9 protein-coding genes are annotated in these 13884 nt (G+C 57.6%); 2 read left to right on the top strand and 7 right to left on the bottom strand.

The window, feature by feature from the left end; genetic code table 11:
- Positions 1-216 precede the first annotated feature (216 nt).
- The gene (locus FRZ40_RS10990) at positions 217-411 is read left to right on the top strand and encodes a hypothetical protein (RefSeq protein ID WP_147234121.1); all 195 of its coding nucleotides are present in this window, start codon (positions 217-219) and stop codon (positions 409-411) included.
- Positions 412-666: 255 nt separating this feature from the next.
- Here the strand turns inward: FRZ40_RS10990 and FRZ40_RS10985 are convergent, their stop codons facing one another.
- From FRZ40_RS10985 to FRZ40_RS10970, 3 genes are all read right to left on the bottom strand, one after another.
- The gene (locus FRZ40_RS10985; RefSeq protein WP_147234120.1) at positions 667-1296 is read right to left on the bottom strand and encodes a hypothetical protein; all 630 of its coding nucleotides are present in this window, start codon (positions 1294-1296) and stop codon (positions 667-669) included.
- A gap of 21 nt (positions 1297-1317) precedes the next feature.
- Positions 1318-1587, bottom strand: a complete 270-nt coding sequence (locus FRZ40_RS45955) for a BPSL0761 family protein (protein WP_338048138.1) — start codon at positions 1585-1587, stop codon at positions 1318-1320.
- 524 nt (positions 1588-2111) lie between these two features.
- A complete protein-coding gene (locus tag FRZ40_RS10970) occupies positions 2112-2642 on the bottom strand; it encodes a DUF6471 domain-containing protein (RefSeq protein ID WP_193566983.1) in 531 nt (176 codons plus the stop codon).
- Positions 2643-3189: 547 nt separating this feature from the next.
- On the opposite strand from FRZ40_RS10970, the gene FRZ40_RS10965 reads away from it, so the two are divergent.
- A complete protein-coding gene (locus FRZ40_RS10965) occupies positions 3190-5310 on the top strand; it encodes a DUF4357 domain-containing protein (protein ID WP_147234117.1) in 2121 nt (706 codons plus the stop codon).
- Positions 5311-5590: 280 nt separating this feature from the next.
- On the opposite strand, the gene FRZ40_RS10960 is transcribed toward FRZ40_RS10965, so the two are convergent.
- The 4 genes from FRZ40_RS10960 to zorA are packed head-to-tail and all read right to left on the bottom strand — an operon-like array spanning position 5591 to position 13788.
- Positions 5591-9349, bottom strand: coding sequence for an SNF2-related protein (locus FRZ40_RS10960; protein ID WP_147234116.1), 3759 nt, complete (start codon positions 9347-9349; stop codon positions 5591-5593).
- Positions 9350-9358: 9 nt separating this feature from the next.
- The gene (locus FRZ40_RS10955; protein WP_147234115.1) at positions 9359-11053 is read right to left on the bottom strand and encodes an EH signature domain-containing protein; all 1695 of its coding nucleotides are present in this window, start codon (positions 11051-11053) and stop codon (positions 9359-9361) included.
- Positions 11050-11760, bottom strand: a complete 711-nt coding sequence (locus FRZ40_RS10950) for an OmpA/MotB family protein (RefSeq protein WP_147234114.1) — start codon at positions 11758-11760, stop codon at positions 11050-11052. The genes FRZ40_RS10955 and FRZ40_RS10950 overlap by 4 nt, the downstream gene beginning before the upstream one ends.
- A 3-nt stretch (positions 11761-11763) precedes the next feature.
- Positions 11764-13788, bottom strand: coding sequence for an anti-phage ZorAB system protein ZorA (gene zorA / locus FRZ40_RS10945; protein WP_147234113.1), 2025 nt, complete (start codon positions 13786-13788; stop codon positions 11764-11766).
- Between the last annotated feature and the right edge of the window lie 96 nt (positions 13789-13884).

Below are 13884 nucleotides of genomic sequence, written 5' to 3'. Positions count from 1 at the left end.
TATGTCCCGCAAGTGAGCATGTTGTGTCGTATTCCCGCGCGCCGGCGAGTGTACGAACAATATTGTTGACGTTGCATCGACACGGGGACGTTTCGCGATTTTTCGTGTGCCAATGATGGCGAGTTCTCCCAAGGAGACACGTATGCCGATTCGCACCCACGAGATGTTGCGTTCAACGAGGCCAGCGCTCAGTAGACCAGGCTGGTAGACGATGCGTTGGCGCGCCGAGAAAGGCTTGGCGAAGAATGGCGACCGTTCGTCGCGCTTATCGACACGCGCAAGCTGGACTACTGCCACGCGCTCGAAGCCAAGCACCGCCAGCCGCGCGTGCTGGGCGATATTGCGAAGGGTCTTGAAGATGTGCTTTCACGCCCCGTGTTTTTGGGAGATTCAATTCCGAGAATCAGTTGAAGTTCTGACCCTCAAGACGGTTTCGTCCGAGTCACCGAGGCATAAGGCGGTTTCGACGGGAACAGGACGCAAGCGCCTGTACTGCCTCGCCATGTAGCACTTGAGACTCGCGCGAACCGAAGCAAAATCCGATGACACGAAAATGAATGTGTCGGCACGCCCGCGACGACGAGCTCATCGACACCAAATGCTCGAATGAAGCTCGGTGCTTCGCAAGCGCCTGACTTCGTCATTCTCTCGAACGTAGGCCTACTCTTATTGGTCAGCAAACGCCGCAGCGCTTCGCAGCACCTGCTTCGCATCGCCACGCATAAGCGCCTGTAGCGGCGTCGAATTGCCAAGCGTCATCTTCGGGGTTGTGAAAAATTTCCATTTGCGCCAGCCAGCAACGTTGCCAAGCCGTCTCGATACCTTCGCCAAAGCCTTGCGGTCCAGCTCATCGACCAGGAAGAACGCCGGATAGTAGGCGTCCCTCCCAATCTCAACGCTGAACAAGCGACGGGCGGCGAGGTCCTTGGCCAGCCTGTGTTCGGAGATGTCCGAGGCCGTGAGGAAATCTGTTAAGTGCAGAAGCCTTCCCTTGGCGATAAGGTCGTAACGTGCCGACTTACCGTGCTTTGAACCGCGTTTGCCTTCATTCGATGCCGACTGCATTCGACCAGGAGTCGAGCTGACATCCAGGTTCAAGGCCGTGGACAGGCCAGCGATTCGCATGAGACGGATTTTGAAAAGCCTGCCCAGCTCTGCATCGGGAATCTCAAGAAGCGCTCGAGCGCCTGCTGGGTCAAACAAGACTGCTGCCACGGCGGCCATGTCTATAATTCGCAAGGCCCGGTCGTCGTGATGCGGACTATCCTGGCTTCCATCACTCCCCATCCGTGCCATCTTCGCTCCTCCCTGGAAATGCTACTTCTTAACAGTCCATGTCTGATGCGCCAGGTTGAACTCAAGTGCGACATGCTCGCCTTTGCCACCGGGCGTTGATGGCGGTGCCCAAACTGTCGGAAGCGCCGCAGCCGATATATGGAGGTCGACTTCCAAAGGGTAGTGCCGTAAAAGACTCGCAGCGACCGACTGTACAAGGCCGTGAATCGTAACCTCGTCTGCGCGCGAAAGTATCTCCAGGAAATCGCGGGTACCGAGCACCGCTTTGGTTCGCTCAGCCGGCGTGGTCATCACGGCCTCTGCAATAGCGACTCGGCCGTGACATCTGTGTAGGACGTGATGTCGTTGACCTTGCACCACCGTTCCCAGAGGTACCGACCGTTCTCGGACCATCCACGAGGTCCAACGAGCTGATAGACGCGCCCAGACGACGTAACGCCGCGTAGTACGGCCGGGTCGAACTCTTGAATGGCGGTGCTGACACGGCCGGTGAGGTTGCGCACATCGCAGCCCACGAAATGCCTGGAGCCAAGTTGCGTTTCCAGGATTTGCCAGTCGGAAATTGACATCTCAGGCTCAGCGCTCACATCCGCCACTCTCCAGACAGGCATGGTCACCTCCAGGTCCCAAGGCTCAAGCGTTCCGTTACGCAATATGATGCCGGTCCGCATTGCCGGAGCAGCCCGCGATGCACTCAGACGACCAACGTGCCTCAACCGGCCACCGTCACCGTGCGTTTTTACACGCGTTCCGCACAGGGCGAAATATAGACTTGCCATGAAGGAAATCAAGAAATTTTTGTCCGCGGCGCTGGCTTACCGAGCCAACGCTCCCGCGACGGCGGCGTCAATCATGTCTCGACTGTCGAGAAAGAAATGGAGGTCAGGGAATCGGCAGACCGTGGCACATTGAAGAAACAATGCAGTGGAAAGCGTTCCGTCCACTATCTGGCCCTTCAATGTCTCGGCGGCAATCTCGACGCCGATTTCGGCCAGGCGATGAGAAAGCAGGATATGGTTCAGCCATGGCTGGGCTGCGAGTTCCGCCTGAATGACATCTGCGGCGCACTTTTCCCAACTCGCGCCGCTGCGCAGGGAGACACTCCATCGCTCAGGGAATTGGTTGTCCGAGGCGGCCAAGCTTTGAAGGAAAAAGGAAAAGCGGAAGGTGCCGCGCTGGATTTTGCCTTCCACGGAACGTGACGATTCAGACAAGCCCATAGTATTCAGCGCGTCGGCAAGTTGTGCGTAGCTCACGTCTCGGCGCGCCAACGCCACCCGGATGGCACGTGAGGCGAGTTTTGACCAATGAGCGTCGACAGTGAAAGGGTTCGCAGGTTTTCTCATTGTCATATACCATGAAATGCGTGTAAAAACACACGCGCGCCTCAATTCTGACTGTCGCAGTGAGGTTTCGCAACCTGTGTCGGCTAGACAGAACACCCCGAGGGCCAGAGCGATGCGGTCATCGCCGTCAGCAAACGTATATCGGGCAAGGCGCTATTCGCCAAGTTTGCACACGCGTGCTGGTACTCGCTACGGCGATTCGTTGCAAAGCCTTGGTCGCACATGCAATCCGACTCAGACTTTCTGCAGGTGCCTCGTTTAAAGCGACCATTCGCGCACGCCGCGCCACCGTTCCTGCGCACGTCTTTGCAATTCACCACGCGCCGCCGCATGACGCATTTGCTTCCGGACATTAGGAGAAGTCGGTTGGCCGAGCTACCAAAGGACGTGAAAGGCCGGATGGCCGTCGGGGAAAGCGGTGGTGTAATGCTCGATTTTTCGGGCGTTGAAGGCGCCGCGACCGGAACCGTGACGCTAGCTCGAACCTTGGGAAAGCCGGTATATTGGCAACCTCAAAACGCTTCGAATTACTTCCCGGGGATTTCAGGTGTCGCATACACTCACGGCAAAAGAACAAACGCTGCAAAAAATCTTCAGCGACGAGTATGTATTTACCATCCCGGGCTATCAGCGCCCTTATTCCTGGGGAAACGACCAGGCGCAAGAACTCCTGGACGATTTGCTAAGTGCGCTCGACGCATCCCCGGAGCAACTTGGCGACGGAGTGCCTTACTTTCTCGGAAGCATCGTTCTCATCAAAAACGAAACGTCGCCTGACGCCACGGTAGTCGATGGCCAGCAGCGCTTGACTACATTGACGCTACTGCTTTCAGCCATCAGAGCCACAATCGGTGACCGTGCGGTGCAAGCCGGCATCACCAAGCGTATTTACGAACACGGCGACGTTGTCTCAGCCACCGAGGCGAGCTACCGGCTTTCATTGCGCGAGCGAGACAGAGACTTCTTCCGTCAATACGTTCAACATGAGGACGGTCTCGCCAAACTCATTGAACTCAATTCAACGCTGCCTAGTGCGCAGGAGCGTCTGCGGGCAAACGCCAAGGTCTTTATGAGTGGACTGGCGAGGCTGGAAGAGTCCGAACTGATACGGCTCGTCCAGTTCATCATCACGCGTTGCTACCTCGTAACCGTGGCGACACCTGACCTCGATTCAGCGTACCGCATTTTCGGCGTTCTCAATAGCCGTGGCCTCGATTTGAGCGCTACGGATATTTTGAAGGCGGAAATCATAGGGGGCATCGAATCTGGGCTGCGCGAGACCTATACGAAGAAATGGGAAGACGCCGAGGAGGACCTCGGGCGCGATGAGTTTGGTGACCTGTTCAGCCATATCCGCATGGTTTATCGGAAAGCGAAACCGCAAGGGACTCTGCTGAAGGAGTTCAAGGAGCACGTTACACAGGCGACCAAGCCGCAGACGTTTGTCGACACGGTTTTGCTGCCGATGGCGCAGGCGCTTGCCGCACTCAGCGGCGCGGATTACGCAAGCACACAGCATGCGGAGCTGGTGAACGAGCATCTGCGTTGGCTTAACAAGCTGGAATTCAAGGACTGGTTGCCGCCTGCCTTGGCGTTTTACATACGGCATGCCGAGCATCCGACTACGATGTTGGCTTTCTTCCGTGACCTCGAACGCCTGGCGTATTCGATGCTCGCGCGAAAAACTGGGGTCAATGGTCGTGTTGACCGCTTTTCCGCGTTGACGGGGGCTATCGAAAATGGTCAGAATCTGTTCGCCGAGGCGTCACCGCTGCAACTGTCTCCGAGTGAGCAATACGACACCTATTCGGTACTGAACGGCCCGCTGTATGACACCCATTCCGCGCGGGCAGTGGCGCTGCTGCTTTTGCGCCTGGACCGTCTTTTGTCCGATGGCTCCGCGGTCTACGAGCATGAGGTCGTCTCGGTGGAGCACGTGATGCCCCAACAGCCCGCTCCGAACAGTCAATGGGCAACCTGGGTTCCCGATACGAAAATCTATCAAAGCTGGGTTCATCGGCTCGGTAACCTTGTTCTGTTGAGTCGCAAGAAAAATAGCTCGGCGAGCAACCGCGAGTTCGCCTGGAAGAAAAATTCATACTTCACCAAAGGGGGCGTTTCCGGTTTCGCCCTTACTACTCAGGTGCTGCAGCATCCGGAGTGGACCACCGATGTCATGCAAGCGCAGCAGACTTTAGTAATGAGCGTGTTCGAGACGCACTGGCGTCTGGAAGAACGAAAGAGCAAGTCAGAAGTTGCGAAGGAGCTGCTGGCCGAGCTGTCATCGGATAGCGACGGCATCTACTTCGAGCTCGAAAGTGCCAAGCACGGTCTCGTCGCACTCGCGCGGAAAAGTACCAGTTCGTTTACCGTTCTGGCACAGTCGCAAGCCCGTTTGGGATGGTCGGGACAGCCACACTCATATCAGCAGTTGCGAGAAAGTCTGCAAAGTCTTGGCTCGTTGCAGCAGTCGTCGGACGGCTCCCATCTGGTCTTCGCGCAGGATGTGGCCTTTGTCAGTCCCAGCGCAGCATCCGCTACGGTCCTGGGTAGAACAGACAATGGGCGCAATTCATGGCGACTCAGAGGAACGTCGATTACTTATGCTGCGTGGCACGACAATCTGCCGACCAGCCAGCCGTCAGCCGAGACCGAAACAGGTGGCTAGTGATTTTGTGACGGCGACGGTTCGCCATGAACCAGTCAGTGAAGCTCGTACGGTAAAGTCACTGGAAACCCGAGCCTTGTCGCGCCGGCCCAAACACCGGGTCGGTGTGACCGGCGGCGCGGACGTCAAGCTTCGGCGATAACCACCGGGGCCGAGCGCCCCCGGTTTGCTGCGACCGCAGGCTGCAGGTCCATATATGCATAACGGCGGTCGTCCATATTCGGCAGCGAACCTGCCGGCGATGCTAAGACTGCGCTATCCCGGTGGTCATCTCATCGATTTAATCCGTGAGGTCCGCCGACTGCCATTCGACGAACAGCATCCGTTCGACCTCGAGCAAAGTTGTTTCGTGCGTCCGAAGCAGGTCGGCAAGGTCCGCCTGGTCAATCAACTGTACCGCATTCAAAGTGGCGTTCTCTTGTGCCTGTGCATTGAAGAACTGATTTGTGACGCAGACCTTTTCGAACGAGACGTTAGGGTGCCTGCGCCGGTAAAACGCTTCACCAGCGACAACTTCTTTTACGGCGTCCCAACCGAGTTTTGTACCATCAATTCCACTGGTCTTCGCCTGAATAAGCTGACCTCGTTTTCCATCAATAGCTACAATGTCGACACCGTTATCATTCGTGCCCGGCGTCCGATAGCAATCGAATCCACGCTTACTCCAGAGTGCGCCGACAAGACACTCGAAATGCTGCCATCCCATACGAAGCGCCATATCAAGAGTGACGCGTTCATCCAGGTCGCTCGTCTGTGAATGCGGCACAACGTCTGCGATATTGAAATCGCCCGGCGCCACATCTCCCGCACCGTTGAGCATGTCCTCTGATAGCCCTCGCTTGTGGGCAAGCAGCTGGTCAAGCTTGACGTCGAACGTCGTGAAATCGTCCGCCCAAACAGTTGGATAGTAGACGTAGACGGGCTTCTTCTGATTGATGCGGTACGCGCGGTCGGTCGCCTGGTCTTCCTTGGCCGGATTCCAGGTGCGTGAGTAGTGAACAACGTGGTTCGCCGCCTGAATGTTCACGCCGAATCCAACGGCGACGGGCGAAAGCACTAGGACGCCGAAGCCCGGCGCTTCTTGAAAGGCTTTGATTCTCTTTTGCCGACTGGCGACGTGAGTCGATGACGCACTTGTGTCCCCGTTGATGATGTCGGGACGATAGCTGAACTCGGCTTCGATGTAGTGCTGCAGAAGTCGCTGAATCTCCCGGAACTCGCAAAAGACGATTGCCTTCTCGCCCTTCGCCCTGATTTCGGAGAGCTGCTTGAGCAGCCAGTCGAGCTTCGGAGATTTCGCGCGATAGTCGCCCATCGGCTCCGGCTTGAACACGCTCAAGCCATGCACTCTCGGGTCGGTACACACCAGCCTGAGATAATGAAGCAATCCAAGGTGATTTTTGAACGGCGTTGTATGGTCAGGCTCTTTGCGTCGTTTGAAGCCGTCCACCGCCTTCGCATAAAGGTTGCGCTGAACGCTAGAAATGGGGAGCCGCCGACAGTCTTCGACCACGATTTTCGGTGGGAGTCCTGTATCGACCTCCGTCTTCAGGCGCCGGAGAATCTGGGGTGAGATGCGAGCGCGCAGCTCTTCGACGCGGGACTTTTCTTCGTCGGTCTTTGCCTCAATTGGCTTGCGGTATCGCTCACCAAAATCGTTCAGTGCACCCAGCAAGCCCGGCTGCACGTAGTCGAAAAGACACCACATATCGGCCAGTGTGTTTTCGACCGGCGTGCCCGTGCAGGCAATCCTGAACGCCACGTTCTGCTTCTTGGCTGCCCGGGTCACCATTGCGGCTGGGTTCTTGATGCGCTGAGCCTCGTCGCACACCATCAACGACCACTTCTGCGCAGCGAACGAAAACTCCAGGTCGCGCAATGTTTCGTACGTCGTCAATACGACCTTGGCATCGCCAATCCAGTTCGGCTTCAAAAACTTGACTAGGCCATCCTCAGCCTGCAGACGCTGGTCTATCTGGCCGCGTGGTACGCGAAACTCGGCAAGACTGTCGCCGTACGCAGTCAACAGCGGCAATGCCCCCGGCTGAAAAAACTTGTTGGCTTCCTCAGCCCAGTTTTCCAGCAATGAGACAGGCGCGACCACCAGCATGGGATTCATGGTGGCGTCCTGCTCCAGCAACCAGGCCATGAGCGCCAGCAACTGGAAGGTCTTGCCCAGCCCCATGTCGTCAGCAAGGATGGCGCCGCGAACCTGGTAATCGGTTTGCAGACTGTAGAGATGCTGCATCCAAGCGAGGCCTGCCTGTTGATGCGGCAGCAAGGCGAGCCCCGGGCGAATGCTTTGCGGAAGCTTCGGACTCGCCGGTACCGACTGTAGCGCCTCACGGCGCAATTCCTCGTATTCGAGCGCCTGGATGTTTGCGCGGAGAACTAGCTGCTTCTTGGTCGCCTGTTCGCTGCGGTTTTTGCGCTGATTCTCCTGGTCAAACCGCTTACCCGATTCCAAATCGGAAAAAAGCTTCTCGAACGTGGAGATGATTTCTTTCGCATCCGATAGCGAAATAGGGTCCTTGAGCCAGCCAACGTCGAGCTTTGCCGCGCCTTTCGCGTCAGCTTCCAGTACGTCGTTCTTCAGTTTCTCGATGGCCGGCTTGTTGGTAGGGACCGCTACCGGCTCGCCACCGTCTTTTGGCTGGTAAACAACGACGGGCAGGATGTTCTCAGGAAACCAACCCTCACCTTCATCCTTCTTCGCGATATACGGCGAGTGGTAGGGCTTTTCCACACCAATCGATTCGATGCGCGTCGAGTAGCCTCCGAGGTCATGGACCTGAGCGTAGGAGACCAGCGTGGGATGAGTGCGCCGTTGCGCGAGTGCAGCCGACAATTCCTTGAGGTGCTGCTCCGAATCCCCCTGCAGAGCAAGGTCGTAACCCTGCCAGGCAAGCAGTTGGTGGCCAAGCGCGAGCGACCGCGAAAGAGCCGAGACGAACGTGGAAAGCTCGTTGTCGTCGAGCCAATGCGTCTTCGAGGAGGTCGGTCCACTCGCCACGGCCGATTCGACAAGCAGGCCGACGCGCAGTGCATAGCCCGCAGCGTTGCGCTCGAACGTCGGTACAAAGCGTTCGTAGTCGAGACCGGCGTCTTCGCGAGCGCGCTCGAACTGCGACTCGTCGATGACGTCGACGGCATCAGCGCCCAGCGCCGCGTAAGGATTGAGCAAAAACGCCTGTGCCCGTGAGCCGGCGACGCGCCGTCCAGGCAAGCGCTTGATTTCACGAAGCACCGTCTTCACTTTCGGCGTGACCAGAACCTGGACGATTCCTTCTCGGGTCGTGATGTCGTATCGGTCACGAATCTCGCGAGCTCTGTCAAAGGTGTCGAGCCAGTCGTCTGGTGCGCCGTCGAAGCCTGGCTCGATTTCGACTACGTGGTCGTCCGCCACTTCGACCGACCGCCTCAGACCGATATTGAGCTTTTCGGGACTCAACACCACTGAGCGGTAGAGAAAATCATCGAGTCCGGCTTCGGCGTCGAGCGCGAGCTTGCGAATCCGCCCCCAACCTTGCCGGTTCGCCAAATCAGAACGGTCCTCGTCACCACGGCGCGAGAATGCAACCACCGCTTTGAAGAGCTTCCATTGCGCTGGGCGCATCAGCGTCTCTGTGGTGCCTTCCGACATCACCGGCCCCGTGACAGTGCCTTGAAATTCGCGGCCGCCATCGACGCGCCATCCATCTACCGCAATACCGAACTCGCGGTCGACCAGCGAATGGCCACTTCGCAGGTACGGACGGAAGTCGGTGAAAGGTGGAATTCGAAGCACGTCGCGCAGCTGTTCGTAGTCCTGCCGCTCGAGGATTTCATATACCGACTGCCAGTCCAACAAGAAGCCGTCCTCGACCGGGTTGGCGAGGCCGTCATCGGTGAGCTGCGTGAGGTAGCCCCCGACGAGGTCTCCGTCGACCATCGCACCCGGGCCTTCAATTCGACGAGTCAGAACGATGCCTTTATCCGACCACTGCCGCTTCCAGGTGGCGACGTCTCGCGCTTTTGCCGGCTTGAATAACTTGAACACAGTTTCGCCTTATTTCCACCAACCCTTGCCCGGCTTCACATGGAAGCCCCAATCCGCCAGGACCTGGCCGATATGCCCATCGTCCTCGTCTCCGCGAACCCACAAGTTTCCGCCGAGTGCAGTCCGGTCATCGATTTGCAGACCATGCGTTGCTGCGAATCGCTTGAGCGCGACATGCGAGTAGGATTCGTGCGTTGCAGTGTGGTTTTGCGTCGAGCGAGTGTTCTCGCGAGACGAGCCCAAACTCGTCGGCCGCGTGCGTTCGTTAGCAGCCTGGCTTCTGGTAGAAGAACGTGAAGTGTCGACAGAGGGGAGAATCTGAAAACTCTCTCGAAGCGTTGCCTCGAACATATCCTCCCAGCGATTCCAGCCATGAATGCCATCCCCATGCTTGAGCCAGAGCATGCGATTCGAACGCTTGAGCGAATTCCGCTCATCTTTACCGAGCTTTAATGTCTGACTCGTATTAAAGGGCAGCGAACGACTGGCGTCATAGCCATAAAACGCGTTTCCTAGGCCACTAAACTCTACGGCGACCAACTTACCCATCGTCATGATAAAAGCGTTGTTGGCACCGGAGGCGTCGAGTTCGCGAGTCAGGCCCTTCATTTTCCTACGCAGCGCGACGAGGTCAGGTTCACGCGAATTACGTGCGGTTGAGCCTAATGCGAACTCAATGTCGTCAATGGACTTGACATATCGCTTCCAAAACTCCATTCGGCGACGGTCGGCGAGCCCGTCCTCAGCCAGCTTCGTAAAGAAGGTCTCGATAAATTCGAGCTTCAACCAGTCAGAGACCATGGTTCGAGCCGCGGGCGCGACGCCGCCCCATCGTGTCGCATTTGACGGCAGCCACGGATTGCCCCACCAGGTAACAGCATGGTCGCGAAGCTTGGGATGGAGCGGGCTACCGGGGACCCGTGCGTATCGGTCAAGGACCAGAATTGTTCCTCGGTCGCGGAGCACTTCGTTATGGGCCAGCAGGCCGAGTAGGCGAGGTAGCAGGCTCACAAACTCGTCGTCATCGAGTTTCGTCGCGCCCTCAACCTGCGTCAGCACGAGCTGGCGCAAAAACCATGACTCTTTTCCGATTTGAAGCTGCTCACAAATGCGTTCGATATGCGATTCGTCGCCGCGCAGCAGCTGGCTCACATAGGGAGCGCAGGGCGCTTCGTTGAAAAGCTGTCGATTCTCAATTGCTGTGTCGACCCATGCGGGGCCCGGTCTGCTGTCTCGTATCTCACGGTTACGGTCGTGAAGATAGTCTCGCAAAGTCAACCAATTTTTCTTTCCGGCGGGCGCCGCTTCAGGCGCGTCCACGTCGTAAGTGAAATAGCTCTTTGCGAGCCCTTGATAGCAGCGTCTGTATGACGCGGTCCTCGCTATGTAGCCGTCAACACTGTCGAGGACGCGCTGCAAGCGTGGTCGGTCCTCCATTACGCACTCCCCCTGGGGGCGGTGCGGAATGCATAAGCCAAAGGACAGTAGGTATGCATCGCGGAACGTGGGCACTTCCTGGCTGCTCCAGTACCGCCGGACCGCATCGAGCTGATGGTCGTGCACGGGTTCCCGGCCGCTACCTGATTTCGCACGCGCTTTCAGCTCTTCGAGAAGTGCGTCGATTTCGCCGCCCAGGCGAACCGGTTGCGTCTCCTCGATGACGGACGATTGCAGTAAGGACGCGAGGTAGTTCAGTGCATTCATCGCAGTGCGCAGTCGCCAAAGTTCCCCGATTGCAGCGGGACTGGAGCTCTCTCTTCCCCAACACCCAGGAACTCGAGACGCATCTCGACGCGGCGACTCTCTTCGTCCGTTTCCTTCGAGTCATTGAACGAATATCCGCCAACCAGGAACAGGTTCCGTACGTCTTCCTTCTGGTCCTCGACGAGCAGACTCGCACCAGCCGTAGCAAACATACTGCACAACACCCGCTCGCTGCGCTGAAGGCTGAGATTAAGATTGCTCAGGTATGTACCGGTTCTATCTGTGTAGCCTTCGACAACCACGCGCTTAAGTACGCGCTTGCCCAGGTCACCGTTCGCCAAGGTCAGGATTTCGGGAACGAATTGACGTAACACGGCTTCCTGCTCGGGCGCCAGATTTGATTTCCCAAATGCAAAGCGCGCGCGGTCTCCAAAATCGATGACATGCCGGTCACGGTCTATCTTGATGCCGTTGTACCGCTTCGCTGCGGTTTGAAACCGGTCGAGAATAAGCTCTATGTCCTTCCGATGCTGCTCTTCGCGCTTTTCCTTCTCCGTTACATTTTTCGTCACGGCGAGCAATGCCACCCCCATGACCACGAGAAAGAGCACCATCAGCGCGGTCATCAAATCAGCAAAGGAAATCCAGAAGGGCTTCTCCGCCTCGTCACGGCTTCCTCGCTTGACGACGATTTGACTTCCAAACATCGTCTACCTCCGCGCCGGCGTCAAGGTTCCCATCGCGGCAAGCGTGACTTCCAGCTCACCGACTGCTGACGAAAGCAATCCCACTGCCGAAGTCAGTTTTGTATGGAACTCGGCATTCGCTTTATCCAGCGTGCGCTTCACTTCAGTCGCGAATGCGCCGTGTGCGTCTGCCAGAACGCGGCTCACACCGGCGAGGTATTCGTCGGCCTGCTTTTGCGCCGCGCCGAGATGGCCAGTGGATGTTTCGATTCGGCTGAGAATGTCACCAGTCAATGCGGCCTCTCTTCGTGCGGACTCGACGGTGGCGCGCAACTCCGTGACAAGTTGGCCGATGCTGTCGCGATGAGCGCGATAGTCGCCCAGAAGCTCCTGGATGGCTCCCGCCCCGCTTGTCAGATTCCCAGCCGTTGCGGCGAGCTTGGTCGAGACATCGGCGGTTTGGCCCATGACGCTGGCGACGCGCTCGCCAGCGGCGGCGAAGTTTCGGGACGCCGTACCCAATGCTTCAGCGCCAGCGTGCATACGGTCTACCGATGAAGCGGTGGACTGGGTCAAGGTGGCGACGCTTTGCGCCATCTGCGTCGTCGCAACACCCAGTTCCTTGACCACGGCATCGACGGATTCGGACATTGCTGTAACAGCCCCAGTCGCACGTTCAGACATGGCGCTCTCGCGTGCCCGATTATTCTCAAATACTTCTTTCTGCGCGCCACTCAGTGTGGTCAGCATCTCTCCCACATGCGTGCCAAGCGTTTCGAGCGTCGTCTGCAATTTCTGGCTCGTCTCCGATTGGGATGTCGCGACTAATTGGCGCAGTTGTTCGATGAATGCAGCCGATTGGGCGTTCATTGCCTCCTGTCGCGACTCCATCTTCTCGATGGCCTCCGCCATGCGCTGCGCCATCGCATCCGTCGAACGTTGGCTCGAAGCTTCGATGTTCGAGACCAGGGTGTGCAAGGTGGTAACGGCTTGCTGGATGCTCTGGGCGGTTTGCTGGTTAAGTTCGGTAAGCCCCGAAATCTGGCCGCCAAACAAGTCATTCAGACGTTGGCCGAAACTCGTCATTACGTCCTGCAGCATCCGTCCGGCGCTTGCGCTCTGGTCGCCGCTGGCGCTTTTGACCGTTGCTGCAATTTCATCGAGTGGGCCTTTGAGACCCTGCTGGATGCTCTCCGCGATAACCTGTCCAAGAGCCGCATTGTTCTGGCGACCCGCCTCCGCGACCAGTGCGGCTTGTTCTTTGCTCGCCTCGATTTGCGCGTTAGTCAACTCACGCAGCAGCTCTCCCATTTCCTTGACGAGAGCGTCCTTCAATATTTTGGATTGGCTCGCCGACTCCTCCGATGCCTTGACCAGGCGCGCCAGGTACTCTTCGCCGGCCCCCGCCTCAAAGCGCGCGTCAATCGCATGAACGATTTCTTCCGTACGTCGGTAAAGCGAGGCAAGGAGAAGCTTCTCGAAGAGCGTGGTTAGCATCGCCGCAGCGATTGCCGAGGCGGACACAAGAAACGCCTCTCCCACCGAATGCATAAGTGATTCGAGGCTGCCGCGCACGGTCGCCGCGTTATCGCTGATTTGGAAAGCGTGAAGCCCTTCTATCAGCCCGCTGAATGTCCCGATGATACCGATGCCGGTAAAAATTCCGGGAACATGCTTAAAAAATTCGGTGCGCAAGCGGCTGTCGACGACAACCTGGCTACTGAAATACAGCTCGGCGGGCACAGTGGCGCGTACGGCGCGCACGACCATCTGTCCATCGCGCTCCTCACGCTGAACGTGCAACGATTCGGCATACTCGTTCCAGAGATGCGCGAGCCGACGGTCGCCAGCGAATACCGCCTCAAACTGTGAAGGGTAATTTCCGTCTTCAAACCTTTCAATGCGACGCTGAATAGAGCGCAGCCGAGCCAGATGCCTTATCGCCGGACCGAAGAAAAACGCAATGACAGCAACCACGAGGGCGGCCAGAAATGCGCCCGTGACGAGTGCGGGCGTCGGTACGCCCGCAAGTAACGACTGGATGTTCAACTTCGGTCTCCCCGGTTAAGGGCTTATTTGTTAGCGTGTTTCCCTCGGCGCATCCCTCTCCAGACGCGCTTCGGTAGCCAAACGACCGCTCCGGTC

The organism is Paraburkholderia azotifigens, assembly GCF_007995085.1.
In the GTDB taxonomy this organism is placed as follows: Bacteria; Pseudomonadota; Gammaproteobacteria; order Burkholderiales; family Burkholderiaceae; genus Paraburkholderia; species Paraburkholderia azotifigens.
Note: the sequence above shows the minus strand (reverse complement) of the source record. Positions and strands in the feature narration are given on the sequence as shown.